The sequence below is a fragment of the Sphingomonas alpina genome (assembly GCF_014490665.1).
Classification (GTDB): Bacteria; Pseudomonadota; Alphaproteobacteria; order Sphingomonadales; family Sphingomonadaceae; genus Sphingomonas; species Sphingomonas alpina.
In genome coordinates, this window is the sequence record NZ_CP061038.1 from 4,225,329 (window position 1) to 4,251,492 (window position 26,164).

General features: G+C 63.9%; 18 protein-coding genes and 1 tRNA gene. 5 read left to right on the forward strand and 14 right to left on the reverse strand.

Annotation, left to right across the window (positions count from 1 at the left end; genetic code table 11):
• The 7 genes from H3Z74_RS19605 to rtcR all read right to left on the reverse strand — a co-directional run bounded on the left by H3Z74_RS19605 (position 1) and on the right by rtcR (position 12,341).
• Positions 1-1,599 carry a tannase/feruloyl esterase family alpha/beta hydrolase gene (locus tag H3Z74_RS19605; RefSeq protein WP_187761216.1) on the reverse strand — a complete coding sequence of 533 codons (1,599 nt, stop codon included), beginning with the start codon at positions 1,597-1,599 and terminating at the stop codon, positions 1-3.
• Positions 1,596-2,507, reverse strand: a complete 912-nt coding sequence (locus tag H3Z74_RS19610) for an alpha/beta hydrolase (RefSeq protein WP_187761217.1) — start codon at positions 2,505-2,507, stop codon at positions 1,596-1,598. The genes H3Z74_RS19605 and H3Z74_RS19610 overlap by 4 nt, the downstream gene beginning before the upstream one ends.
• On the reverse strand, positions 2,507-4,048 hold the full coding sequence (locus H3Z74_RS19615; RefSeq protein ID WP_187761218.1) for a carboxylesterase/lipase family protein: 1,542 nt from the start codon (positions 4,046-4,048) through the stop codon (positions 2,507-2,509). The genes H3Z74_RS19610 and H3Z74_RS19615 overlap by 1 nt, the downstream gene beginning before the upstream one ends.
• Positions 4,045-7,356 carry a family 78 glycoside hydrolase catalytic domain gene (locus H3Z74_RS19620; RefSeq protein WP_229726693.1) on the reverse strand — a complete coding sequence of 1,104 codons (3,312 nt, stop codon included), beginning with the start codon at positions 7,354-7,356 and terminating at the stop codon, positions 4,045-4,047. Before H3Z74_RS19620 ends, H3Z74_RS19615 begins: the two co-directional genes overlap by 4 nt.
• A gap of 80 nt (positions 7,357-7,436) precedes the next feature.
• A complete protein-coding gene (locus H3Z74_RS19625; protein ID WP_187761219.1) occupies positions 7,437-7,676 on the reverse strand; it encodes a hypothetical protein in 240 nt (79 codons plus the stop codon).
• A gap of 72 nt (positions 7,677-7,748) precedes the next feature.
• Complete coding sequence (locus H3Z74_RS19630) at positions 7,749-10,478, reverse strand: TonB-dependent receptor (protein WP_187761220.1); 2,730 nt, start codon at positions 10,476-10,478, stop codon at positions 7,749-7,751.
• 270 nt (positions 10,479-10,748) lie between these two features.
• The gene (gene rtcR, locus H3Z74_RS19635; RefSeq protein ID WP_187761221.1) at positions 10,749-12,341 is read right to left on the reverse strand and encodes an RNA repair transcriptional activator RtcR; all 1,593 of its coding nucleotides are present in this window, start codon (positions 12,339-12,341) and stop codon (positions 10,749-10,751) included.
• A gap of 266 nt (positions 12,342-12,607) precedes the next feature.
• Between rtcR and H3Z74_RS19640 the strand changes: the two genes are divergently transcribed.
• The 5 genes from H3Z74_RS19640 (at position 12,608) to H3Z74_RS19660 (ending at position 17,673) form a co-directional block, all read left to right on the forward strand.
• A tRNA-Pro gene (locus H3Z74_RS19640) sits at positions 12,608-12,684 on the forward strand.
• 45 nt (positions 12,685-12,729) lie between these two features.
• Positions 12,730-13,956: an RtcB family protein gene (locus H3Z74_RS19645; protein ID WP_187761222.1), complete on the forward strand. Its 1,227-nt coding sequence runs from the start codon at positions 12,730-12,732 to the stop codon at positions 13,954-13,956.
• 30 nt (positions 13,957-13,986) lie between these two features.
• Positions 13,987-14,406, forward strand: a complete 420-nt coding sequence (locus tag H3Z74_RS19650; RefSeq protein WP_229726694.1) for a hypothetical protein — start codon at positions 13,987-13,989, stop codon at positions 14,404-14,406.
• Between the two features lie 13 nt (positions 14,407-14,419).
• Positions 14,420-15,433, forward strand: coding sequence for an RNA 3'-terminal phosphate cyclase (gene rtcA / locus H3Z74_RS19655; protein WP_187761223.1), 1,014 nt, complete (start codon positions 14,420-14,422; stop codon positions 15,431-15,433).
• 272 nt (positions 15,434-15,705) lie between these two features.
• The gene (locus tag H3Z74_RS19660) at positions 15,706-17,673 is read left to right on the forward strand and encodes an AAA family ATPase (RefSeq protein ID WP_187761224.1); all 1,968 of its coding nucleotides are present in this window, start codon (positions 15,706-15,708) and stop codon (positions 17,671-17,673) included.
• Positions 17,674-17,700: 27 nt separating this feature from the next.
• Here H3Z74_RS19660 and H3Z74_RS19665 read toward each other — a convergent pair whose 3' ends face one another.
• The 7 genes from H3Z74_RS19665 to H3Z74_RS19695 form a co-directional block, all read right to left on the reverse strand.
• A complete protein-coding gene (locus tag H3Z74_RS19665; RefSeq protein WP_187761225.1) occupies positions 17,701-18,381 on the reverse strand; it encodes a TetR/AcrR family transcriptional regulator in 681 nt (226 codons plus the stop codon).
• 15 nt (positions 18,382-18,396) lie between these two features.
• A complete protein-coding gene (locus H3Z74_RS19670; protein WP_187761226.1) occupies positions 18,397-18,702 on the reverse strand; it encodes a hypothetical protein in 306 nt (101 codons plus the stop codon).
• Positions 18,702-19,388 (reverse strand): TetR/AcrR family transcriptional regulator, encoded by a 687-nt coding sequence (locus tag H3Z74_RS19675; RefSeq protein WP_187761227.1) that lies wholly within the window; start codon positions 19,386-19,388, stop codon positions 18,702-18,704. The genes H3Z74_RS19670 and H3Z74_RS19675 overlap by 1 nt, the downstream gene beginning before the upstream one ends.
• A 55-nt stretch (positions 19,389-19,443) precedes the next feature.
• Positions 19,444-21,102, reverse strand: a complete 1,659-nt coding sequence (locus H3Z74_RS19680; protein WP_187761228.1) for a carboxylesterase/lipase family protein — start codon at positions 21,100-21,102, stop codon at positions 19,444-19,446.
• 25 nt (positions 21,103-21,127) lie between these two features.
• Positions 21,128-22,420, reverse strand: a complete 1,293-nt coding sequence (locus tag H3Z74_RS19685) for a spinster family MFS transporter (protein ID WP_187761229.1) — start codon at positions 22,418-22,420, stop codon at positions 21,128-21,130.
• Positions 22,421-22,478: 58 nt separating this feature from the next.
• Complete coding sequence (locus H3Z74_RS19690; protein WP_187761230.1) at positions 22,479-24,773, reverse strand: TonB-dependent receptor; 2,295 nt, start codon at positions 24,771-24,773, stop codon at positions 22,479-22,481.
• 449 nt (positions 24,774-25,222) lie between these two features.
• The gene (locus tag H3Z74_RS19695) at positions 25,223-25,774 is read right to left on the reverse strand and encodes a fasciclin domain-containing protein (RefSeq protein WP_187761231.1); all 552 of its coding nucleotides are present in this window, start codon (positions 25,772-25,774) and stop codon (positions 25,223-25,225) included.
• Between the last annotated feature and the right edge of the window lie 390 nt (positions 25,775-26,164).

Genomic DNA, 26,164 nt, shown 5'->3' on the forward strand with positions numbered 1-26,164 from the left:
TCAGCTCGGCGCGACGCAGTCGAAATTGCCCGCATCGTCAGTCGATCCCGTGCCTTTCCAGCGTGCGACCTTGGGATAGGCGCACAGCGGCCGGGTGCCGAGCGCCTTGGCCGGCAAGCCGAAATAGGCGAAGATCGGATTGTCGTAGCGGGTCGCAACCATCTGCTCCGGTGCCGGACCACCCTGGCGCCACTGGTCGAGCGCGGTCAGCGGATCGAAGCCGGTGGCACCCGGACCGCCCAGGCAATGCGACAAGCCCGGCACCATGAACAGCCGGGTCGACGACGCTGCCTGACGCTGCATGCGCTTCAGATCTTCATAATAGTTGATCGTGTTTTCCGGCGGGATCGCAGCATCATACCAGCCATGATAGAGGATCAGCTTGCCACCGCGCTTGTAAAAGGCGCTGAGGTCAGCGCTAGCGTCCAGGATGCCGGCAAACTTCTTCGCAGCCAGCTTGGGATCGGCGATCGGATCATAATCTGTCGGCTGCCAGGCAGGGTTCGCATGGACCATATAGCGGTAGAATTCGGTGCTGAAACGGCCATGCTGTGCATTCGCGCCGGTCAGCCACAGGTCCCAGGTACCGGCCACTGCCTCGGCCCCGGGCATATAGCCGGGGAAGATCGACTTGCCCTTCGCATCGACCGTGCCGCGATACAGTGCGCGCGCGGTTTCGACCTGTGGCGCGGTCAGGCAATCGGCGGCATCGCCAGCCTTGCATTGCAACACGCCTGGATCGAAGCTGCATTTGCGCGGATCGTCGATGACTTTGTCGGTCACACCATCCGCCGCATCGCATTTCGCCAGCGAGGCGGTCTGCAGCAGCTTCAGCTTGGCATTGGGGATGATCGAGTCGGGCTTGCCGAACGCAGCGCGGTGATCGGCCATGAAGCCGGCCATCAGCCGCGTCCATGGATTGGCCGGCGCACCGGCTATGATCGCGTCATAATCGGTCGGATAGCGCTGCGCCTCGTTCAGCGCCTCGCGCCCGCCATCGGAACAGCCATGGAAATAGGCAGCAGCCAGCGGTTTCGGATAATAGGAACCGACCACCTGCTTGGCGAGCAGCGCCGCGAGGTGATTGGCGCGGTGGCCGAAATCGACCACCTTCTCGGGCTCGTTCAACGCCCATTTCGCATCGACGTCATTGCTGAGATGTCCCATGTCGCTGCCGGTCGCGGCATAGCCCTTGGCAATGCCGGTGCGCATGGTCAGCGCAGGCAGAGTCAGCGTGCCGCCATAACCGCCATTGCCGGCGCCGAGCAGCTTGCCGTTCCAGGCCGCGCCCTCGGGCAGCCAGACTTCGATCTTCACTTCCGAACGCAGCGTCGGCTTCAGCACCGCATGGACGCGGCAAAAGGCGGCCGGCGCGGGTAGACCAGGCTTGCCGGCTTCAGTGGTGATCGCCTCACCCTGTTTTACCATCACCGCGCTGTCGATCTTGCCCTCGGCAATGGTCAAGCCGGTCAGCGATTCGCACGATCCGGCCGGCGCGGCGCGGACGCTCTCCACTGGAGCGAACATGGCAACGGCCGCCATGCCCATGGCTGCACCACCAAGCAATGCGATGCCCAACCTCGGGCTCAAGCGTGTCATTTGCGGAGATATCCTTTCGCATCGAGCCATTGTTGCAGCTTTTCGGGCCAGACATCCGATGCCTTGCCGGTCTTGGCCATGCCGAAGCCATGGCCGCCATTCGGCACGGTGACATAGGTCGTGTCCGCGCCCGCGGCCTTCCACGCCTGTTGCAGTTCGTCAGCTTCCGGGCGGACGATCGGATCGTCATCGGCGACAAGGTCGAACAAGGGTGGCGCATTGGCCGGGACCGCCGCATGGCCTGCGATCAGCCCGGGATAGATGGTCACGAGGAAATCGGGACGGCTATCGGCATGATTGGCGAGCGTGGTCCAGACCGACACCGCACCACCAGCCGAGAAGCCCATCAGGCCGACCCGGCTCGGCTTAATCTTCAGCTCCTTCGCATGGGCGCGCACATAGCGCACCGCCTGTTCGCCATCGGCGGTGACCAGCGGCTGGAGCGGGTCGATCGCGCGCATCATCGCCGAGCGATTGAGCAGCCGGCCGATCAGCGCACGCTGCACATCGTCGCCGGTCGCGATCAGCCGGTATTTCAACACGATCGCGGTGACACCCAGGCTGTTGAGCCATTTGGCGACCGCAATGCCCTCATTCTCGATGCTCAGCAGATGGAAGCCGCCGCCAGGCGCCACGATCATCGCCGTGCCGTTGGCGATCTTGGGATCGGCCGGATAGACCAGCAGTCCCGGCACCGTGACGTTGCGCATGATCGTGCCCGGATTGGACGCTCGCAGCTCGGTGACCTCGGCGGGCATGTCGGGCAGGCGGCCGGGCGCGCCCTTGGGCCAGAGCGGGATCACCTTCTTGTCGATGGTGGTCGGCGTACCGGCGCTCGCGCACGCGGCCAGGCTCCAGGTCGCGGCCAGGCCGAGCGCGATGGCGCCGCCCAGAATCGAACGGCGCATCATTTCTTTTCTCCATCGCGAAGCTTCGCCAGCGCATCCAGCCCGGCGTCGGCGGCCGGGCGCGTCGCGGTCTCGCTATTGCCGATATGCAGCGCGACCGGCATCCTGGCGGTGTAGCGGTCCCAGCGCGGCGCGCCCTTGCGATTGGGGTCGCCGGTCCTGGCGAAGTCGCTCCAATAGGTCGACACCAGCGCCGCAGCCGCCCGGTCGGCGGCGCTCGGCGCAGGCTTCAGTGCATCGAGCGTGTCGAACACATAATTGATGTCGGAGGCATGCGGCGCGCCCTTCAGTTCGGCGCGCTTGGCTTCGGGCACATAGCCGAAGCGATAGACCCAGGTCGGGTTGCCGTTCGCGGCATGACGCCGGGCCAGCGCGATCGACGGTTCGATGAACACCACATCGCCGGCGATGCGATCATCGAACGATGCGCCATAAGCGGTGCGCACCGCGCTGACATCGCCGAGCGGCTTGATGATGCCGGCGGTGGCCGGTCCCTTGAACGGCGCGGGCAGAAAGCCGAGCTCATCGCTGTTCGCGCCGACAATATAGGGGATCCGTGCTTCCTTGCCCGCGGCGAAGATCGCATCGACGCTGTCGGTGACGATCTGGCCGTCAGTGATCCCGCCGGAGTAGGTCGCTTCTTCATTGTTGAGCAAGCCGATCTTGCCGCGCACGATATCGGTCGGGATCGCCCGAAGCGACGCGACATCCTCGCCCGCCCCGACCGATTTGGCAAAGGCGACGCCCTTGGCCTCGGCAGTGGCAAGGTCGGGCCACTTGTCGCGCCCGCCGCCCGACGAGGCGATGCCGCGCACGAACAGGCCGCGCGCCAACGGCGAGGCCATCAGCCGGTTGACCGACGCGCCGCCGGCGGATTCACCGAAGATCGTCACCTGCGCCGGATCGCCGCCAAACGCGGCGATGTTGCGCTTGACCCAGTTGAGCGCCGCGATCTGATCCATCAGGCCCCAATTGCCGGTCGGCGCGCCATTCGCCTCTTTGGTCAGTGCGGGATGTGCGAAGAAGCCGAGCCGGCCGATGCGATAGGTGAAATTGACCACCACCACACCATGCTTCGCCAGCCGCAAGCCGTCATAGGGTGGCGACGCGCCCGATCCGTTGACGAAGCCGCCGCCATGGATCCACACCATGACAGGCAGGCCTCCCACCTTCTTGTTGGCGCCCTGCTTGCCCGGCTTCGGCGTCCAGACATTGGTATAGAGGCAGTCCTCGCTCATCGGCTGGCCGCTTATCGCGGCGTCGCTGGGCATCCAGGTCTGCGGGCAATCGTTGGCGAATTTGGTCGCGTCGCGCGGGCCGGCCCAGGCCGCAGCCGGCCGCGGCGCACGCCAGCGCAGGTCGCCGACCGGTGGCGCGGCATAGGGAATGCCGCGGAACACCGCGACGCCGTCCGCCGTCAGCCCCTGCAGCGCGCCAGTTTCGATCGTGGTGGCAGGTGCGGCCGGAGTCTGGGCCGGGGCAGCAACCGCGAGGCATGACGCCATCACTGCAGCGCCCCCATAAACACGCGCGAAACTCATTGGCTTGCTCCTGCCTCGAAGACGTGACGCCCGGCCGCGACCGAATAGACCGCAAAGCCGGTAGTGGTGCGCAGCAGTGTCGCATCCTTGGCGGCACTGCGCACCGGTCCGAAGCGCAGGGGAACCCAGATTTCGCCGCTGCTATTGGCGGGAATCTCCGCCGCCAGCGTCAGCACGCCATGCTCGACCGCCCATCCGGCCGCGGCACGACCGCGGATCGTGTCCATCGTTGCACTGGCCGAGGCGAGCCCTGCGGGGATTTCCGGCCGTACCAGGACGCTGGCATAGCCTGGCTGGCCCGGCCGCAAACCGGCCAGGCGCTGGCGCATCCAATCGGCGATCGAGCCGAAATAATGATGGTCGCGTGAGCGGCTTTCGAGACTCCAGCTTTCGAACATCGTGCCGTGCCCGTTCTTGATCCACCAACCCCAGCTCGGTTCGTCTGTGCGCGTCGCGACCTTGTAGGCGAGATCGGCATGGCCATAGTCGCTGAGGATTTCGAGCAGATAGCGTGTCGCATAGACGCCGGTACGCAGCCCGTTCTTCTCGACATCGGCAGCGATCGTATCGGCCACTGCCTGCTCCGCACCATCCGGGACCATGCCCATGGCCAGCGGCAGGACATTCTGGATTTGGGTCGGCGCACCTGCCACACCCTTGGCGTCGGTCGTGCGGTAGTGCCGCGCTGTGCCATCCCAGTAACGCCGGTTATAGGCATCGCGGATATTGCGGGCGAGCGCACCGTAGCGCTCGGCATCGGCTTGCTTGCCGATCACCGCCGACGATTTCGCCAATAGATCGGTCTCGAGAAAATAATAGGCGCTGGCGACCGCATCGATCCCGCCGCCACGCTGATTGACGAAATCGGCCCCGCCGGGCGACGACCATTCACTCAGTTCGAACCCTTCGCGGCGATAGTCGGGCGCCTTGAACCAGCCACCGGTATAATCGACCAGCCGCGCTTGCGCTTCATGCATCCGTTCCAGGATGCGGGTGTCGCCATAGGTGGTGTAAAGCTCCCAGGGCAGGACCATGGTCGCGACGTCCCAGGGCGTGGTCGGGCCCCAGATCATGTTCCAGCCGGGGCTGTTCTCATAACCATAATGCGGCGTGGAGGGCACAATCTCGGGGATTTCGCCCTTGGCCGATTGCGCGTCGCGGAAATCGCCAAGCCATTTGGTCCACATGCGAGCGACATCCATGCTGCGCGCCGCCGCCCCGGCCGAAGCCTGTGCATCGCCGGTCCAGCCATTCTTCTCAAGCGTCGGCGTATCGGTCTGGAAGCCATGCATATTGTTGCGGATCGTCGCGATCGCCGCGGCATCGATCTGCATCAGCAAGGCATTGCTGCTGCGGAATTCGCCGGTCGCTGCCACCGCGCTATGCGCAATGCGCGCGGTCAGCGCATCGGGACCGGGGGTACCGGGAAAGCCGTCGAGCTGGACATAGCGGAAGCCGCGATAGCCGAAGCGCGGCTCCCACTGCTCCACGCCACCGCCCGCCAGTGTGTAACGATCGGTTTGCAATTGCGCGTCGATCAGCCCGGCGGCCGGGACGACCAGGCCGTCCTCGCCAATGCGTTCGCTGGACAGCATCGACACCGTCTGGCCGCGCGCACCCGACACGCGCAGCGCGGGCCAGCCGGCGATGATGCGGCCATAATCTAGCACCCAGGTGCCGGGCCGGACCTGCTTGATCGTGACCGGCTTGAGGTCGGCGACCGGGGCGATCGGCTCGACATTGGCAGCGACCAGTGCCCCCGTTGGCCCGTCGACGATGCGCGCAGATGCCCAGCGGCGGTCGGCAAAGCCGGGCTTGTCCCAGCCGTTCGGATGCAGCCGTGCGTCATAGCGCTCACCGCGATAGATCGAATCGGCCAGGGTCGGCCCAAAGGCAGTGCGCCAGCTCGCATCGGTCGCGATCCGCTGGCTCGATCCGTCGGCGAAATCGATCTGCAGCTGAGCGCGCACTGCCGGGTCGCCATGCCACGGCGCCTGTTGCCAATACCATTCATTGGGTTCGGTCAGCCCGTACCAGCCGCGCCCGAGTTCCGCACCGATCGCATTGGCGCCGGGGCGAAGCGCCGCGGTGACATCATAGGTCTGGTAGAGCACGCGCTTGTCATAAGCGGTGTAACCGCTCGCCATTGCCGACGCGCCAATTACCTCGCCATTGAGGCTGAGACGCGGCCAGCCGGCGCCTGCGACATAAAGTCGTGCGCGGGCGATCGGCTTGGCCGGCACAGTGAAGGCGCGGCGCACCAGCGGCGCGGGCGCTTCGATCGGCAGGACGATATCGACCTTGGGCACACCTCCCGGCACGACCAGCCCGTCCTTGGTGACATCGCCGCCGGTGAAGGCATTGTCGTTGGCGACAAAGCGCGTATCGAATGGCGCTGCGCCGGTCACGCGGACACGGTGGATGATCGCCGCCTTCGGCTCCTTCGCGGTAAAGCCGATCGTACCATGAGCCACCGACGCATCGGTCAGCGTGTCGACGGTAACGCCGTCGATCGCAGTGGTCAGCCGGCCACCCGCCGCAGTGATCGACACGACATGGCGCCCATCGCCCAGCGCCGGGAGCGCCACGCGCTTCAGTTCGGTCACCTTGACCGCCGAAGAATTGCCGCCGGGATAATGCCGGACCTGCGCGATCAGCGCCGCGCCCTTGTCGGTCCGGGCGAGCGTCCAGACATAGGCCTCGCCATAGGTCTTGCCGATCGGCTGAGCACGAAACAGCAGGTCGACCGACTTGCCGGTCAGAGTCAGGTCGGTGGTGAAGGTGAAATCGCGCCAGTCATGATCGGCGCGCTTCGGCCCCGAAATCCACTGCGCGGTCCAGTCGGCGGGCTTGAGCAGGCCCATTTCCCACCAGCCTGGCGCGCTCCAGCCGCTCGCCCTGCCATTCTCGTCCCAGGTCTGGACCTGCCAGACGTAACGTTTTCCCGAATCGAGCGCCGGACCGGTATAGGCAATCTGGACATTGACGGCTGACACGACCTTTCCACTGTCCCACACTACTCGGTCGTTCGCCAACGCCGTCGCATCCACGCCGACACGGATGCGATAGGCGGTCTGACGTATGGCCTGCGTGTGCCAGGAAAGGCGCGGCGTGGTCTCGTCGAGACCAAGTGGTGCCGCGCTATATTCTACGCGCAGCCCGTCCGGGACATCCGTTGTGGCAGCCGCCTGACCCGTCACACCGGTCAGCGCGAAGCACAGCACAAGCAGCACCGACAGCCGGTAACGACGGCCTCCAGTGATATGCGGTTTGCCGCTCGCTACACGATAGGCCGGCTGGCGCCGCACTCGCCTCTCCTCAGAACTCGAACATCGTCAAAGTGACGGCCGCCATCGTCCCGGAGGGGGTGATGACGGCCGCCATGGTATCAGCAATCGAAATTCTGCGTCTCGGTGTAGGTGATCTGGCCGGAGAGGAACGGCGACAACTGATAATCGCCATCGCAGAAGAATGTTTCGACGGAAATCAACTGATACCCATAGGCCGTGATGCCATAATGGATGAGCCCCGTTCGGACCGGCCCATGCGCCAGCGCGGTCCCCGGGGCCATGCCTGCCCCAACCAGTACCAGCGCGGAAAGCAGGCTTGCTACCTTCATACGTGTCATTGCACTCTTCAGTTTTCCGACCTTCATACGGCCTCCTGTCAAATCACATTAGGTTTCCTGGAGCTTCTTTCGTCAGAACTTCTTGCGCAGACCGACCGAGACCAGCCGGCCGAGCGTGCCGCCATTGGTGTAGCCGCTCTGCGTGTCGAAATAGGGCGGATCACGATCAAACACATTGTCGATATTGAGCGTCAGCAACGTCCCCTTGAGCACACCCTCATCCGGTAGTGCGTAGCTGAAGAACAGATCGACCGGTGCGAACGCGCCGACCCGCTTTTGCGACCCCAGGCCAATGACCGGGAAACCCTGCCGGTAGTTCAGCTTGGCCTGAGCGGTGAAGTTACCGACCTGGCCGCCGGCAGTCGCCACCATCGCAAGCCGCCCGGTTCCGTTCTTCAGTTCATCGACGAAAGGATCGCCCTTCACCGCCTGATTCTTGCGATTGAGCGTATAAGTGCCGCTGACGCCGAGATTGATCGAGCCAAATCCGGTCGGACGCAGATAGTTGATGTTGAAATCGATCCCGTCGACCTTGATCGCACCGATATTGCTGCGACGGGCATCGATCAGCACATAGGGGGTGATCGTCGGACCATAGAGCGACTGAATGCTCGTCGCCCCGTTCAGCAGCAAATTACCGACCGCGGCCAGCGACTGGGCGAGTGTCGGGTTGATGATGTAATAGCTGGCATAGCCGGGGTTGGAGAACAGCACCGGCGACGTGAGCGGCGGGACCTGAATCGCGTCCTTGAAATGCACATTGTAGTATGTCGCGCTGACGGTCAGCCCTGGCGCAATGGTTGGCTTCCAGTCGAAGCCGAGCGACCAGGTATTGGCCCTTTCCGGCTTCAGATCGGGATTGCCGCCGGCCAGAATGATCGTCGGACGGTTGAAATCGGTGGGCAGACTGTTTCCGGCCCGAAAAGGGCTGATCTGAAGAATCTGCGCCCGCGAATCCGAAGTACTGGTCGTATCGGCCAGGCTGGGAGCATGGAACGACGTACCGTAATTGCCGCGGATCGTCAGCTGATCGGCCGGCTTGTAGGTGAAGCCGACCTTCGGATTAGTCGTACCGCCATTGTCGCTATAATCATCATAGCGGACCGACCCCGATAGTGAGAGCGCGCGCATGCCCGGGCCGCCATTGCCGTCTCCGAAGATCGGGATAAGCAGCTCGCCAAAGGCCGATTTCACGTTACGCGACGCGAAGGAGGCGATCGAATTGGTGAACACCCCACGCGGATTGAAGCTGATCTGCGACGCCAGATTTTCGTAATGATATTCGGCGCCCACCGCGAGGCGGACATTGCCGCCCGGCAGCTCGACCAGCGAGCCGTCGATCACGACGCGCGCCTCGGCAAGTTCCTGAATTGCGCGCCCGTAATTCTGGAAATTGCCGATTTTTGCCAGCACGGCCGGATTGGTTGCCGCTAGATTGTAAGGATTGAGCGCGGTCGCCGGGTTGAAGCTGGCGAGTGCCGCGTCCACTGCGCCGGTATTGATCGTATTTTCGAGCACAAGATTATAGCTGCGTCCGACGTTGGCCTCTGTGCGGACCTGCCAGTCCTTGCCGATATCGATCTTGAATCCCGGCGTGACGCCATAGGATTCGAACCGGGAGTTGCTCGTCATCGTCGGCCCGAACACGTTATCGAACGAGAGTGAAACAAGCTGCACCGGCGACGGACCAAGCGGCCGGAAGAAGGGGTTGATCGCCGTGATATTGGTGGTGCCCGAAACACCGGGCGTCTGACTCAGCGTCGTGGTGTCGCGGCGCGACCAATAAGCGGTTGCCGAAAATTCGATTGCATCAGACAATTGTTGCGTCAGCGATGCGAAGACCGTGTTGCGCTCCTCGCGCGGATAGAGATCGGAATAAGCGCTTGAATCGCACTTCTTCACCGATCCCGGCGTGAAGGTCGGCCCCGCAAAGGTAAGGCCGGTGAACAGATCGGTGAAGTTACCGCCTGGACAGACCGTTGAACTGAAATCGGTCCCGCCGCGGCCAGTATGATTTGCGGCCGTATAGTCGCGATCGCGATTCTGGATATTGTCGTGCCAGGCATAGGCATAAGTGAGCAGCAGCGAACCACTGCCCCAATCCTTGCCGGCAGTCAGGCTGGCATCAACGGTCTGATAATCGTCGGCAAAGCCGTAGCGGACGTTCGCCGCAACGCCGTTGAACCGGCTGCGGGTGATGAAGTTGACGACGCCGCCGATCGCGTCCGATCCATAAATCGCCGAGCCGCCATCGGGCACGATTTCGACCCGGTCGATCACCTCCGGTGGCAGGATCGAAGGATCGACCGTGGTCTGCAGAACGCCGGCACCGACCATGCGATGGCCATTGAGCAACACCAGCGTGGAGCTTCCGCCCGCCGCTGCGAGATTGCGGATGTTCGGCCGCACGACCGGCAAAGCGAATGACGCTGTGCCGACCGGCACCGTACCGAAATTGCCGACCTGAGGAATGTCCGCGAGCAGATCATTGGCGGACGCCACACCGGTCCTCAGAATGTCATCGCGGTTGAGGCCGACAACATTGGTGCCGACCGGCGCAACCCCGCGCAACAGGGTTCCGGTGACGACAATGTCGCTATTGTCCTGAACCTGATCGAGCACCACTTCCTGATTACCCGAAGCCGAATCGGCCTGTGCGTTGTCGACCGGCTGCGCAGGCGCGGTCTGCGCAAAGGCCGGGCCAGCCATTGCGGCGATCGCGACGGCCACGGCGGAAACACCGGCACGGAACGCGTAAGTCGCTGGTGACAGGACCGAATTAGTCTCAGGCCGCTTGATCATCTTATCCTCCCCAATCGCCGGGCCATCGTACCCGATCGTTACCGTCGACTGCCGCGCCGGTTTCTCCGGCGTCCGCCGACGCATTTCATGCTGACAATCACTCTCTTGTCAGCTCCAAGCATTATTGCTCTTTCACGATCACGTCAACGATCATTTTCGATCATTACGGGAGGGCAAGGATAGCTGAACCCAGATTTGCAGCACCCAAAACCGGGCGCGAAAGCACGAGCGAACCGTCGGAAATTGTCCTGATCGAGATCGGCTGACCACTCAGCCTGCGAGCTGCGACCATTCCAGTCCGAAGCGCGCCAGATATTTGCGCAAGCGATCGGCGTCGTTCGACGAGGCACGCCGCATCCGCGACATGGCAAACAGGCTACGCCCGGCGTCCGACAGCGATCGACTGCGCCGGCAGACCGCGACGACATGTGCAAGCTGCACGCGGTCAAACGGGTCGAGCGCCTCCATCACCGCCGGATCGAGCAGATCGTCCAACTCATCGCCCTGGGCTGCACCGTCGGCACGCCACAGTCGCGCCAGGCGTCCGATTTCGGCATCGACGCAGGCGCTGTCGATCCGACCCTTGGGTGAGAAGGTCGCCATACGCGTGACGCTGGCGGCGAGATCGCGAAAATTGCCCTGCCAAAAAGCGGCCGGGCCGACCGCGAAGGCGAGATAACGCTCGCGTGCCTCCCTGTTGAAGGTGACACGATTCCCCTCGCGCTCGGCAAAGCGATCGAGTTCATAATCGAGATTGGGCGCGATGTCCTCGCGCCGCTCTGCCAGCCCGGGCAGCGCGAAGGTCCACAGATTGAGCCGTGCGAACAAATCGTCGCGGAACCGCCCTTCCGTGACGGCGCGACCGAGATCGCGATTGGTTCCGGCGATCAGCTGGAAATCCGACGCCGATTCCTTGTCGGCACCCACCGGCAGGAAGCGCTTGTCCTCGATCGCGCGCAGGATCATCGCTTGCTCGTCGAGCCCGAGCTCGCCGATCTCGTCGAGGAACAGCATGCCGGTATCGGCGGTGCGCAACAGGCCGAGCCGGTCGGCGGCGGCCCCGGTGAACGCGCCTTTCTTGTGCCCGAACAGCGCGGACATCGCCCCGTCGCCCTTGAGCGTCGCGCAATTGACCTCGACGAACGGCCCCTTCACCTGATGCCGTGACCGCTTCAGCTCATAGATGCGGCGCGCGAGCTGACTCTTGCCCGCGCCGGTCGGCCCCATCAACAGCACCGGCGCGGTCGAGCGCACCGCGACCTGCTCGATCTCGTCGACCAGGCGGTTGAATGCGGCGTTTCTGGTGTCGATGCCCGATTTCAGGAACGATGTGCTCTCGGCACTGACCGCGGCGAAGCGCGTGGCGATGCTGTCATAGCGCGACAGATCGAGGTCGATCACGTTCCAGCTGCCCGGCGCGCCGCTCGGTGCACCGCGATGCGGTTGGGTCTGCAGCAGCCGTCCGGGCAGATAGCGCGCTTCGCTCAGCAGGAAGAGGCAGATCTGCGCGACATGCGTGCCGGTGGTGATGTGAACGAGATAGTCTTCGGCATCAGGGTCGAACGGGTAACCGCGGGTGAAGTCGAGCAGCTTGCCGTAGACCTCTTCGAAATCCCATGCGTCGCGGAAGTCGATGACTTGGCGATCGACACTCGTCTCGGGCGAGACGCTGCCGATGTCCGAAGCGATATATTCCGCGAGCCGCGTATGCGGCGTGCCGTGCAGCATGACGAAACGATCGACACGCAAATCCTCATGCATCGTCAGCCCGACCGACGGGCGCCACTTGTTCCAGCGTTCCGGGCCGAATTTGCCGGCGTCCAGGGTCGACCCGAGAAATCCGATGACGACGAGTGGTTTCATATCTTATCCCATAGGATAAAATTTGCGCACAGCCTATCGAAAACTAAACCTTCATCATAGTGCGGCGCTGCATTGGCCCATGCTATAGCGGCCATATTACTGTTCAATATCAGAACGATAGAGATTTTTCACTGCCGCTGCGCGCAGACTGGCACGCCTGCTGCAATAGTCATTACGTCCCGTTGGTTCGTCGAACATCCAGCAGGACGGCGCGGCGGGGGCGGTCGGAATAGGCCGGCCGCCCCGGATCGCCGCCAATGAGATAGCAGGGCGTAGCTCAGTTGCGCAGAGTACCGGTTTTGGAAACCGGGGGTCGTTGGTTCAAATCCAGCCGCCCTGACCAGCAATCGTGATGCCGCCCGGCGGCAGGACACAGTAGGAGGTCGCGATGACCGAAGTGAATTTCGATTACCAGCATGTCGAGGGCGGGGTTCCGATCAAGATGTGGACGCGCGGCGTGCCGGTCGACGACAAGGCGCGCGCGCAGCTCGCCCGCGCGGCGCAGATGCCGTTCATCTTCAAGCATGTCGCGGCGATGCCCGACGTGCATGTCGGGATCGGCGCGACCGTCGGCTCGGTCATTCCGACCAAGGGCGCGATCATCCCGGCTGCGGTCGGGGTCGATATCGGCTGCGGCATGATGGCGGCGCGCACCTCGCTCGTCGCCAGCGACCTGCCCGACAACCTCGAAGGCGTGCGCGCCGCGATCGAACGCGCCGTCCCGCATGGCCGGTCGGTCGGACGCGGCAACCGCGACACGGGATCATGGGGCGATCCGCCGCCGGCGATCGTCGAGGCCTGGGCGACTCTGCTCGCCCGGTTCGAGGCGATCACGGCGAAATATCCGCGTCTGAAGAACACCAATAATTTGGTGCACCTCGGCACGCTCGGCACGGGCAACCACTTCATCGAAATGTGCCTCGATACCGAGCAGCGGGTGTGGGTCATGCTCCATTCGGGGTCGCGCGGCGTGGGCAATGCGATCGGCAGCTACTTCATCGAACTGGCCAAGCAGGACATGCGCAAATGGCACATCAACCTGCCCGACCAGGACCTCGCTTACTTCCCGGAAGGGACCGACCATTTCGACGATTATGTCGAGGCGGTCGGCTGGGCGCAGGATTATGCGGCGCTCAATCGCCGCATGATGATGACGAACGTGATCCGCGCCATTCGTGGTGAGATCACCAAGCCGTTCGACGCCGAGCTGGAAGCGGTCAACTGCCACCACAATTATGTGTCGCGGGAGAATCATTTCGGCGAGAATGTGCTGGTCACCCGCAAGGGGGCGGTGCGCGCGGCGAAGGGCGTGCTGGGGATCATCCCGGGGTCGATGGGCGCGAAATCGTTCATCGTTCGGGGTCTCGGCAATGCGGAGTCATTCGACAGCTGCAGCCATGGCGCGGGGCGCGTGATGTCGCGCACCGAGGCTAAGAAGCAGGTGTCGCTGGCCGAACATATCGCCGCGACCGAGGGCGTGGCGTGTCGCAAGGATGTCGGCGTGATCGACGAAAGTCCCCGCGCCTACAAGCCGATCGAAGCCGTGATGGCGGCCCAGGCCGACCTAGTGGAGATCGTCCACACGCTGAAGCAGGTGGTGTGCGTGAAGGGGTGACGCCTTTCACGCCGCCATTGGAGGCCGCTCGTGAAGAAGATCCTGATGTGCAAAGGATGTGGTGCGCGGCTGACTACCGCGCTCGATATTCGGTCGGGCAAGGATCCGATGGTGCAAGCCCCCTTGCATAAAGATCGCGCTCCACTGACCGACTCCGGCATTGCATTCAAATCCTATGCGCCGATTACACGCTCCTATGGTGACGAGCGGGAGCCGCTGGATTTCATACCGCAATACTGGATCAATCCGGACGACCTGACCGATGCCGTCGGCAACACGCGCAATTCCCGTCGCTTGTCCGGCTGTTGCGGCCTCGCAGGCAGCAATGGGCCCAATCAGGTTTGCCGATGCGGCGCGGAAATCGGCACGCTACGAACGGACTGCTGGTCACCACGAATATTCATTCCGGAGCCGGGCCAAACATGGTGGGACGGCTGGTCGGAACAGTAAATGAGCAATTGATATGATCATCATCGACGGATCGGAAGGCGAAGGCGGGGGGCAGATCGTGCGCAATGCGTGCGCGCTGTCGCTTGTCACCGGCCAGCCGTTCCAGATCACCAATGTGCGCGGCAAGCGGTCGAAGCCGGGGCTGATGCGTCAGCATGTCACCGCGGTCGAGGCCGCGCGCACGATCGGCAGCGGCGACTGCGACGGGCTGGCGGTCGGGTCGGGCGAGCTTGCCTTCCGGCCTGGCACGGTCGTGCCCGGCGAGTATCGCTTCGCGGTCGGCACCGCCGGCAGCACCAGCCTGGTGCTGCAGACGGTCCTGATGCCGCTGATCCTGGCCGGCGCGCCGTCGCGGCTGATCCTCGAAGGCGGCACGCACAACATGATGGCGCCGCCGTTCGACTTCATCGCCCGCACCTTCCTGCCGATCGTCAATCGCATGGGGCCGACGGTCGACGCGCGTCTGATCAAGCACGGTTTCTACCCGCGCGGCGGTGGCCGGATCGAAGTCGACATCACGCCGGCGCCGCTGCGGCCGATCGACTGTGTCGAGCGCGGCGCGCTGCTGTCACGCTCGGCGCTGGCGATGTTCGCCGGCCTGCCATTCGAGGTCGCCGATCGCGAGATCGCGACTGCGAAGAAGCTGCTCGGCTGGCCCGAGGAGGTATTCGCGGTGCGCCAGCTGCCCGAGGAGCAGGGGCCGGGCAACATCCTGCTGCTCGAGGCAGCCTATGAGCATGTCACCGAAATCGTCAGCGGTTTCGGCCAGCTCGGCGTGCCCGCCGAACAACTTGCCAAGCGCGCAGCGGCACGCATGTCGGGCTATGAGGCGTCGGACGCATTCGCCGGGCCCTATCTCGCCGATCAGCTGCTGCTGCCCTCCGCTCTGGCGGGCGGCGGGACGTTCACCACAGTCAAACCAAGCCAGCACAGCCTGACCGCGGCGGACATTATCGAGCGGTTTCTCGGCCGGCGATGCGTGTTCGAACAGCTCGCATCCGGTACGCACCGGGTCGAGGTCCGGTGACCAGATTGCGCGGCGCACCTTTTTCCGCTAGGCGCGCCGCACGAATGGCCAATCCTGGCCGGACGTTGGAGACAGGCATTGCTGGATATGACCGCCTCGATGGGCGTTCTGTTCGGCGGCAACCGCTCCCTGCCATAAGCGCTTTTCCGTAAAGCGCTGCGGCCGGAGCGAAGCGCCGCCGCAGTATTCCCAGACGACAGACTGATTGGCCCGATCGTGTGCGGCGCCTTTGTGCGTCCGTGCGCCCTCGGGCCGGGGATACGGAAAAGATCATGGACGAATATCAAATCGTCCGGGGCATGCTGCTCCGGATCGGGCGTGGCGTTGCCGCGTCCACGCCACTGGCACAGGCGGTGCTGCAATGGGCCGAGCCGCACCGGACATGGCTGATGGCAACGCCCGCCAAGGCGGACAAGCCGTTAAGGTGGAAGACGCTGCTCAAGGCGGTCGCGGCGGCGCGACCGCTGGGCGAGGTGCGCCCGCATGCGCTGGAGCTGGCCGAGCGGCTTGCCGAGCTGCTTGCATTCGGGCCGGTCGATCGCGGCCTGCTGAGCGTGATGGTGGCATGCGACCGGCTGCCGCGCGTCGATCAGCTCGTCCGCATCGCGGCAACGCATGGCCACGACTTGCCGACCCTGCTTGGCGAACTCGCCGGCGCCGAGCCGCATGAGGCCGTGCGCCTGGTGCGGCAGAGCCCGGTGCTGCGGCTCGGGCTCGCCGGTTTCAACGCCAATCGCCAGGGGCTGGTCGAGGTCGACATTTACTGGACGCTCGAGCGCCTGCTCGATCGCGCACCAGCCCAGGGCGAAGAGATGATCGACACGTTGGTCGGCATCCGCCAGTCGTCGCGCCTGACGCTCGACGATTTCGCGCATGTCGCAGATGCCGCGTTCCTCGTGCAGCTGTTGCGCGGGGCGATGGGCGCGCAGGCGGCGGGGATCAACATCCTGATCCACGGCCCGCCCGGTACCGGCAAGACCGAGCTGGCGCGGACACTTGCGGCAGCGGCGCAGGCTGCGCTGCACGGCGTGGGCGAAGTCGATGAAGACGGTCAGGAGCCGACCCGCTGGGACCGGGTCAATGCGCTGCAACTGGCGCAGCGGCTGCTTGCGCGACGTACCGGCGCGGTCCTGCTATTCGACGAGATGGAGGATCTGATCGGCGATGCGCGACCGAGCGGCGGCGACTGGGTCACGAAACGATCGGGCAGCAAGATCTTCGTCAACCGGCTGCTCGAGGCGAATCCGGTGCCGGTGATCTGGACGACCAATGCGATCGGCAATGTCGATGACGCGATCCTGCGGCGGATGAGCTTCATCCTGAAGCTCGACCTGCCGACCCGTATGGCGGGACGGCGCATGCTCGACCGGATCGCGCGCGAAGAGGGCGTGGAACCGGGCGCGGCACTGGAGCATCTGCTCGACGCCGCTCCGGAGACGACCACGGTGCTGCGTGTCGCGGCGCGGGCGGGCAAGCTCGCGGGCGAAGCCGATGGCGGCGCGCGTCCGGCCGAGGCACTGGTTCGTGCATTGCGCGGCGGCGAATTGCCGATCGGCGAGGTAGGGCCGCTCGACCTCGAACTGTACGAGGCCGATACGCCGCTCGGGCCGTTGTTCGACCGGATCGGTGCGGGCGGCGAAACCGATGTCTCGCTGCTGCTGACCGGCCCGCCCGGCACAGGAAAGACCGCTCTGGCCGACCATCTCGCGCGGATGCTCGACCGGCCACTGGTCACCAAGCGGGCGTCCGACCTGCTCTCCGCTTATGTCGGCGAGACCGAGGCGCGCATCGCCCGCGCCTTTGCCGAGGCACGGCAGCGCGGTGCGGTGCTGTTCTTCGACGAGGCGGACTCGCTGTTGTTCGACCGCAGCACCGCGCGAACCAGCTGGGAAGTGAGCCAGGTCAACGAGCTGCTCACCTGGCTTGATCGTCACCCCCTGCCGGTGGTGGCCGCGACCAATCATGGCTGGAAACTCGACCCGGCGACGCTCCGGCGCTTCGTGTTCAAGCTTGATCTGCGCCCGCTTGGGCGCGAGCGGGCCGAGCGGGCGTTCCAGCGCTTCTTCGGCATGCCCGCACCGGCTGGCCTGAGCGAGGTGTCAGGGCTGACGCCCGGCGACTTCGCGGTAGTCGCGCGCCAGCTTCGTCATGCACCGGCCGGTGATGCGCGCGGCGTGGTGGATCGGCTTGCACGCGAGGTTGCGTGCAAGCCCGAAGCGGGCGGCAAGATCGGCTTCTGAGCTTAGAATTTGATCCAGCAGACGGTATCAAACACCAGCACGGCGCCGGCAATTGGCAATGAAGCCGCCGGCCATGAAGCTGGCCATGCGGTCTTTCACCGCCTCGAAATCGTCGGACCGGCACAGGCCGCCCGACAGCTTGTCGATACGACCGGTGCGCGCGAGGGTCAGCAGCAGCGCACCGGTCACGAAATGATAGCCCCAGAAGATATCCTCTTCCGGACAGCCGGGCAGCGCCTGTTTGAGCAGGCCGATCAGGCGCAGCACGAGCGGGTCGAAATGCTTGTCCATCAATGCCGCGCCCTCGGGCGTGTTGCTGGCCTGCGCACCGAGCGCGGCATAGTTTTTCCACCCCTCGCCGCCATTGATATAAAGGTCGAGATCGGTGTCGAGAAACGCGCGCAAAGCGCCCTCGACGGTCGGCTTTCCCGCCGCCTCCAGCTCATATTGGTCAAGCGCGGCCATGCGGCGATCGATCGTGACCGGCGCCCGCCGGGCGAAGACAGTATCGAACAGGGCCTTCTTATCTTCGAAATAATAGTTGAGCAGCGAGTGATGGACGCCGACGCGCTGCGCCACTTCCTTCAGCGTCGTGCCGTACAGCCCATGCTTGGAGAACAGATATTCAGCCGCGTCGAGAATCTGTTCGATCATCTCCGCGCGCTGTTCGGCCTTGGGCTTGCGCCGCAATACTGGTGATTTCGACATCATGCGCTCCCCGAATTACCCCTGCATCTTGTCGATCTTGCCGCGCGATGCCAGCGACTTCGCGCCGCTATTGCACCACGGTTTCCTTCGGCGTAGCCGGCTCGCCGGGATCCAGGCATTGCCGATTGGTGTTGCATTGGGCGATGGGCTCGCAACGCGGCCGGGCTGTACGACGAAGGTCGGGCGCGCGGCCGGTATCGTGTCGTTCGCCCTGACCACGGTAACATCGTTGCTCTGATCGTGGCGCTCGCCAGTCGAACAGGCGGCAACGACCAGCGTCAGCGCGAGGCCGACAGCGACCCGCCCCGTCTTCCCGAACATCATGCCGGGCCAGCGTCCGGCAGGCGACAGATCGCCTCGAACCCGGCGGCCATGAAGGTCGCCATATACTGTTTGATCGATTCGAAATCCTCCGACGAACACAGACCGTTCGACAGCCGGTCGATCCGCCCGGTCCGCGCCATCGCATGAGTCAACGCGCCGGAGACGAAGTGATAGCCCCAGAAGATTCGCGCCTCTTCGCACTCGGGCAGCGCCTTTTTCAACAGCCCGACCAGCACGAGCACCGTCGGGTTGAAATATTCCATCTTGTCGGCGCCCCAGCCCGGCGCGCTGTTCGCCTGCGCACCGAGGATGCCCATGTATCGGCCGGACGAGCCGCTCGCCATGTTGAGGTCGAAATCGGTGTCGAGAAAGGCGCGCAGCGCACCTTCCACGGTGGGATGATCGCCAGCCTTTGCGGCATAGGCACGCATCGCCTCGAGCCGGGCATCGACCGAGCGCGGCGCACCCCGCGCCCAGACTGCATCGAACAGGCTTTCCTTGCCGTTGAAATGATAGTGCATCAGCGTCGAGCTGACCCCGACCTTCTTCGCCACATCCTTCAGCGTCACGCCGTAATAGCCGTGCTCGGCAAACAACGCTTCGGCCGCGTCGAGGATCAGCGCCAGCGTTTCCTCGCGCTGTTCGGCCTTGGTGCGGCGGGGTTTGGGCGCGGCATCGGTCATGAATGGGTACCAGGTTGGAGCATGTCCTGCGATTGCACGGATTGAGGCAAAGTCGTCAATTCGGTCGCGCCGCATCGGCCGCGCGTGCCGGCAGGGGCGGCGCGACGATACCCAGATTCTGGATCCAGGATTGAGTGCCGTCACGCCGCCGGCGGGCGACTACCTCTTCCTGCAGCGCGAAGCGGTCAGTGAACAGGCCGGACAATGCTTCAGGCCGCGCGCCGAAGCGCAGGTAACCGCCCTTGTCGGCGATGTCCGGCCAGGCCGGCTGACCGGCGGCGCTCGGCTTTCCGCTCCGGGCGAAGCTGGTCCAATAGCCGATCATTGCATCGGACAAACCGGTCTCGGCGGGGGTTGGGGGAATCTTCGGCCAATTGGGCAGCGTATTGGCTTCCACCAGCAGGCCGAACACATAGGGCACTTCGGACGCGTGGAAGGCGGGCAGCTTGAGCGCATCGGCCGCCGGATAGCTGTGATCGAAATAATAGAGATAACCAGCCTGGCCGATCGCCGCCTGGCTGCGCGCCAGCCGGTCCGAGGTCCAGCCGTAAATCCCGTCGCGCAATGTTTCGAGCATGCTCTCCTCGATCCGACCGCTCGGATAGAGTTTGAGGAACTGATCGGCGAGATCGCCATAGCGCTCGCGGATTTCCTTCTCATAGATCGCGGCATCGGCCGGGACCGGCGGGACCAGGCCACGCAGCGTGCGCAACTCCCCGGCGTTGAACCCGGCGATGACCGGCACGCGCGCCTGTTCGCCCTTGTCGAAACTGTCGACCAGCTGGCGGGTCAATGCCCAGCCATCGACCGTCGGCAGGGGAAGGAAACCGCCGGCCGCTGCCGCCGCCGACAAGGTCTGCGCATCGACCGCACGCAGCGCCGCGATAGTGGGCGCCTTCAGCGCTGCCCCGACAAAGCTGCCGACCTGTTCGCCCGAGGGCAGACCGTGGCTGGCTTTGGTCAGTTCGGGTAGCGAGATCATATAGCCGCTCTCGGCGATCGCCTTGTGGAACAGGCCGCGCGACAAGGGACTGGTCATCAGGCCCATCACACTCAGCGCGCCGGCGGATTCGCCGAAGATCGTGACATTATCGGGATCGCCGCCGAACGCCGCGGCATTGGCCCTGACCCATTTCAGCGCCTCGATCTGGTCGAGCAGGCCATAATTGCCCGAGGCATGATGCGACGATTCTCGGCTCAACTCCGGATGCGCGAGATACCCGAAAATGCCGAGGCGATAGTTGATCGACACCACCACCACGCCGCGCGCGGCAATCTTCGCCCCGTCATAGATCGGGCTGCCGTTGAACCCGACCGCGAGCGACCCGCCATGGATCCACACCATCACCGGCGCCCTGCGCGCGCCCACCCGCGCCCTGACTGGCGCCCAGACATTGAGCGACAGGCAATCCTCGCTCATCGCCGGCGGATCGTCGCGATACAGGCTGGTCGCGGGATATTTCGGCTGGATGCACGCCGGGCCGGACTTGCTTGCGTCGCGCACGCCTTTCCAGGCAGCGGCAGGCACAGGCGGCGTCCAGCGGGCCTGGCCGATTGGCGCCTTGGCATAGGGAATGCCCCTGAAGGCGCTGACAGTGCCGCTGGTCGTTCCGGCCACCACCCCCTGCGTGGTTTGTACGGTCTGAGCCATCGCCGTCATCGGCAGTAATGCGCCGGCGGCAAGCGCCACGATCGAGGCACGCATCGGGATCATGTCGCTCTCCAAATTATGTTGCGGCTCATTGCGCCGCCTGTTCGTGCCGCAGCGCCCGCGCCACCATCAGATGGAGCAGGATCGCGACAAGGTAGAAGGGAATGAGGCTGTAGAATGCGAGCTGCAGCGGATTGCCGGGATGGCTCGTCCGGAACCAGTCGCTCATCGCGCCGAGAAAGGTCGGGCCAAGCCCAAGGCCGATCATGTTCATCACGAACAGCAGCAGCGCGCTTGCCACGGTGCGCTGCGCGGCCGTGACCGAGTTCTGCACGACCGCGACTGCCGGCGAGAGATAGAAGAAGTTGAAGAAGGTCGGCCCGATCAGGAACAGCATCGCCACCGGCCAGTTCGGCGCATGGACGAAGCCGATGAAGAACGGCACCGCCAGCATCAGCGCGATCGCGGGGACGATCGCATAGGCCTGGCGTGAGCGCGGCCCGAACCGGTCGATCAGCCAGCCCGAAGACCAGATCCCGGCGCTGACGGCAATACCGAGCAGCAGTGCATACCAGATCGCTATCTGGTCGAGCGTCATGCCCTTTTCGCGCATCAGGAACAGGGTGGTGAAATTAAGCATGGCGTATGTGACGAACTGCGTCGCACCCGACGCCAGCGCGGTCAGCCGCAACACCGGCCGGGCGAAGAACATGCGGATGATGCTGCCGAAGCTCTGCGCGGCCGCGGCGACGGTGTCGACAACCGGCGCGACCACATCCTTCGCGCCGCGTTTCGGTTCGCGCACGCTGAGCGCAAAGGCGGCAGCCGTCACCACGCCGACCCCGCCGAGCAGGATGAAAGCGAGGCGCCAGTCATAGGCGGCAGCGATCTTCGCGCCGAACGCGACGCCAAGCGCCTGACCCAAAGGCGGCCCGAGATTGAACAACGACAAGGCCATGCCGCGCCGTTCGGCCGGGAAGTAATCCGAGATGATCGAATAGGAGGGCGGCACGCCGCCCGCTTCGCCCACGCCGACCGCCATGCGCGCCATGACCAGTTGCGGATAGGTCATGGACAAGCCGCAGGCGATCGTTGCCGCGCTCCACAAGGCACAGGCGATCGATACCACTTTCACCCGGTTGCTGCGATCGGCGAGCCAGGCGACCGGGATCGAGATGGTGCAATAGAAGAGCGCGAAATACAGCCCGCCGAGCCGTCCGAGCTGTCCGTCGGTGACGCCGAGATCGTCCTGAATCGGTTTGGCGAGGATCGACAGCAGCTGCCGGTCGAGGAAGTTCAGCACATAGACGAAGCACAGCATGCCCAGCACGAACCAGGTATAGCCGCGTCGTTGATCGAAGGTGGCGGCGTTGGCCGGCATGAGGCGTCCCCGGTGCTGAGAGGGCCGGGCGTCCGGCGCGGGACGCCCGACGGCAGGTTTACAGATTATAGCCGAGCCGAATGCCCACGGTGCGCGGGCGCAGCGTGCCGAAGCGGCTGTCGACGAAGCCCTCGGGGTGGATATAGGTGATCGAGTGATCGTCGAGGACGTTCTCAAGATACAGCGTCGCCGACAATTTATCCCGCTTCAGCGCCAGGCTGAAATTGATGTTCTCGTAACTGTCGGTGTAGCCGAAGGTCGGCGCGATCACGCCTGGCTTGCCCGGAACATGGGGGAAATTGTTGGGGAACGACCCGACATGCTGGAACGTCGCGTTGAAATAGCCCGAGGTCGCCTCCGACAGATCGAAGCCGACCTGCGCGAACATGCTGCCCTGGAAATTTGCCGCGGAAAGCCGCCCGCCGAGCACGGCGCCGGAGATTGCCGCTTCCGACGCGCTGAGCTTGGTGATTTTGGTGCCGCCGATCGATCCATTGGCGCCGAAGCTCAGATGATTGACCGGGTTGGCGACGATCTCGAACTCCAGGCCGCGGCTGCGGGCGCCGCCGATATTGGTGGCGAACTGCACTGAATCCGAAACGCGGTTGGCCTGAACCTGGATGTCGTTCCAGTTGATATAATAAAGCGCGAAATTGGCCATCAGCTTGCCGCCGAAGAAGCGCCCTTTCAGGCCCACTTCATAATTGATCAGCTTGTCCGAGTCGGCGCCTGCGGGGATCGTCAGGTCATTCGGGCTGATCACGCTGGGACGGCCGGCATTGGCATTGCGCACCGGCGCGCGATAGCCGGTCGAGACCGAGGCATAGGTGGTCACATTGTCGGATGCGCGAAACGACAGGCTCCCCTTGAACGAGGGCCGGCTGCCCTTGACCTTGGGTTGAGTCGATACTGGCACCTGCACGACCGTCAGCGGGCCGGTCTGGCCAAACAGCGCCTTGGTCAGGAAGTTCGAATTGAAATTGCCCGGCAGATACTCGATCTGCGAATCGGTGCGGCCATAGCGGATCCCGCCGGTTGCCCAGAACCGGTCGCTGAAGCGGTAGGTGACTTCACCGAAGCCGGCCAGTTCATGCGATTTCTGGCGGTAAACCAGCGACTGAACCAGATCGCCGGTCGGCCCCTGCCCGCCGGTGATTCCCCGCGAGGCGAGAAATGCGGTGGTCGAACGGAAGATCTGCGTCACGTCGAGCGTGCGATCGAGATAGAAGCCGCCGATCACCCAGTCGAAGCTGCCGCCCGGATCGGATGCCAGGCGCGTTTCCTGAACGAAGGTCTTTTGCGGCCCCGTCGCCTCTATACCGTACGGAAATGCCCGACCGACTGCGCCGGAAATGTCGACGATGAAATCCTGCTGGTAATGCGAATAGGTCGATGAACTGGTCAACCGGGCGCCGTCGAACTGATAGTCGATCGTCGCATTATAATTCTGCAGCTTGCCGGCATAGATATCGGGTCGAAACGAGCGGCGTTTGTTGCGGCCGAGCCGCGGGGTGGTCAGCGCCGAATCCGCCGGGTCGCTATTCTCATACGACGCCAGGAAGCGCGCGGACAGGCGATCGGTCGGCTTGAACAACAGGATCGCGCGGCCGCCATAATCCTTCAGCGTGTTGGCGTTGTGCACGCCAGTATCGAGGTTATCGACCCAGCCATCCTCATGCCGATAGAATCCGACGACGCGCAGGCCGAGCACATCGTCGATCAGCGGCACATTGACCATGGCGTTATAGCGCTGGCGGACCGAATCCGAGCCGGTCAGGCCGATATCGGCCGAGCCCGATACATCGAACTTGCCGAGATTGGGGCTCTTGGTCAGGATGCGTAGCGCGCCGGACAGCGACCCGGCCCCGAACAAAGTACCCTGCGGCCCGCGCAGAAATTCAACTCGTTCGACATCATAGAGATTGGGATCGATCACGGTCGAATTGCCCGTGGTCGAGATCGGCAGTTCGTCGAGATAGATGGCGACGGTCGACGACAGGCCGGCGCCATAGCCGTTGGTGGCGATGCCACGCGCGGTGAAATTGTTGAAATTGGCGGTCGGCTTGTTGATCACGATGCCCGGCGTTTCGCGCGCCAGCCCTTCATAACCGACGATACCCTCGGCCGAGAGCTTGCTCTGTGAAAAAGCGGTGATGCTGAGCGGCACGTCGCGCAGCCGTTCATTGCGGCGCGTCGCGGTGACGATGATATCGCCATCATTCGCGGCCTGCGTCCCGGTGGCGAGCTGTTCGGTGGTGGCCGGCGGGGCGACCGGATCGGCGGCTTGCGCATAGGCCGGACCGGCGATGGCCATGCCCAATAGCGACGAGGACAGCAGCAGGCTGTGCTTCATGACATCTCTCCCTTGCGGCGACGGCGCCGCAGCTTGTGCTCTTGCGGCACGCTCGCCCTATCGCAGCGCTTTTGGGCCCTGTCAATATTAACTGACACGCTAGTCAGCGTCTTTTGGGCACGCTTTCCGCGACGCGCAATGGCGCAATCGGGGCAAGGCGGGAGAGGTGGGCTGCATCGGAGAACAACCGCCATGGGAGCGATCCGCAGCCAGCGCAGTCGCGGACGTTACGACGATGTTTTTGGAGCGCGTAAAATAAAAAGGCCTGCCGGCATTGGGGACGCCGGCAGGCCTTTTCTACGCCAAGGCGCCGTTTTGGAGGGGGGGACCGGCGCCCGTACACGTCTTCCGCTTGGGGGAAAGACCGAGGTACATACGCACCACACCGTAATCGGATGCATGCCGCACGTAATTTTTCTCGATTTTTTGCAAATTTTCTTGCGAGCTTCTTACGGCATCAACACCGTGTCGATGACGTGGATCACGCCATTCGACTGATTGACGTCGGCAATGGTGATTTTCGCCATGCCGCCCTTGGCATCCTTGATGGCCCATCCGTGACCGGATTTCATGAAGCTGAGCGTGCCGCCCTGCACCGTGGCATAGGTCGCAACGCCGTTATGTGCCTTGGCGTTGGCGGCAATCATTGCTGCGCTGATCTTGCCGGGCACGACATGGTAGGTCAGGATATTGGTCAGCGTCCCCTTGCTCTCGGGCTTGATCAACGTTTCGACCGTGCCCGCCGGCAGCTTCGCGAATGCGGCATTGGTCGGCGCGAAGACGGTGAAGGGTCCAGGCCCTGACAAGGTTTCCACCAGGCCGGCGGCCTTGACCGCGGCAACCAGCGTCGTGTGATCTTTCGAATTGACGGCATTCTCTACGATGTTTTTGGTCGGATACATTGCGGCACCGCCGACCATCGGGTTCTTCGGACTGGCGAGCGCGGCACCGCCGGCGACCAGGGCCACGGCAATGATCGACGCGCGGAATATGGGGGTCATGAGCTACTCTCCTGCTGAGTCCGAATCCGGACATTGTTGGAGGTACGAGGCGCCCTAGCCTTTAGATGCAGCGGCACGTGAACGCGGAACCGTTTAAGCACTGCGCGTTTGATCCGACCCGCCCATGCCGAATGGGCATCGCCTGGGCGAAGTCATATCGAGAGATCGCAAGAACGATATTGGTGCGGAGCCCCCATTGCCTATCGGTACGACCGATGCTCCAAAAATCATTGACTGTCCCGCCTGGAGCGGGTCAAGGTCACCTGTTTTTAACTTAAGTATATGATATATAATATATATGAGCCATCGCTCAGGCGACGGCGAGAAAAGATATGCGACATTACTGGTGTCCCATATCTCTCACAGCTAGGGTACCGCAGGCGATTCAAC

Excerpts from the sequence above, each read along its gene's own strand:
- H3Z74_RS19615 (WP_187761218.1), bottom strand. The coding sequence starts at position 4,048 with ATGAGTTTCGCGCGTGTTTATGGGGGCGCTGCAGTGATGGCGTCATGC.
- H3Z74_RS19630 (WP_187761220.1), bottom strand. The coding sequence starts at position 10,478 with ATGATCAAGCGGCCTGAGACTAATTCGGTCCTGTCACCAGCGACTTAC.
- H3Z74_RS19625 (WP_187761219.1), bottom strand. The coding sequence starts at position 7,676 with ATGACACGTATGAAGGTAGCAAGCCTGCTTTCCGCGCTGGTACTGGTT.
- H3Z74_RS19695 (WP_187761231.1), bottom strand. The coding sequence starts at position 25,774 with ATGACCCCCATATTCCGCGCGTCGATCATTGCCGTGGCCCTGGTCGCC.
- H3Z74_RS19685 (WP_187761229.1), bottom strand. The coding sequence starts at position 22,420 with ATGCCGGCCAACGCCGCCACCTTCGATCAACGACGCGGCTATACCTGG.
- H3Z74_RS19670 (WP_187761226.1), bottom strand. The coding sequence starts at position 18,702 with ATGTTCGGGAAGACGGGGCGGGTCGCTGTCGGCCTCGCGCTGACGCTG.
- H3Z74_RS19645 (WP_187761222.1), top strand. The coding sequence starts at position 12,730 with ATGACCGAAGTGAATTTCGATTACCAGCATGTCGAGGGCGGGGTTCCG.
- H3Z74_RS19690 (WP_187761230.1), bottom strand. The coding sequence starts at position 24,773 with ATGAAGCACAGCCTGCTGCTGTCCTCGTCGCTATTGGGCATGGCCATC.
- H3Z74_RS19665 (WP_187761225.1), bottom strand. The coding sequence starts at position 18,381 with ATGTCGAAATCACCAGTATTGCGGCGCAAGCCCAAGGCCGAACAGCGC.
- H3Z74_RS19675 (WP_187761227.1), bottom strand. The coding sequence starts at position 19,388 with ATGACCGATGCCGCGCCCAAACCCCGCCGCACCAAGGCCGAACAGCGC.
- rtcR (WP_187761221.1), bottom strand. The coding sequence starts at position 12,341 with ATGAAACCACTCGTCGTCATCGGATTTCTCGGGTCGACCCTGGACGCC.
- H3Z74_RS19660 (WP_187761224.1), top strand. The coding sequence starts at position 15,706 with ATGGACGAATATCAAATCGTCCGGGGCATGCTGCTCCGGATCGGGCGT.
- rtcA (WP_187761223.1), top strand. The coding sequence starts at position 14,420 with ATGATCATCATCGACGGATCGGAAGGCGAAGGCGGGGGGCAGATCGTG.
- H3Z74_RS19680 (WP_187761228.1), bottom strand. The coding sequence starts at position 21,102 with ATGATCCCGATGCGTGCCTCGATCGTGGCGCTTGCCGCCGGCGCATTA.
- H3Z74_RS19605 (WP_187761216.1), bottom strand. The coding sequence starts at position 1,599 with ATGACACGCTTGAGCCCGAGGTTGGGCATCGCATTGCTTGGTGGTGCA.
- H3Z74_RS19610 (WP_187761217.1), bottom strand. The coding sequence starts at position 2,507 with ATGCGCCGTTCGATTCTGGGCGGCGCCATCGCGCTCGGCCTGGCCGCG.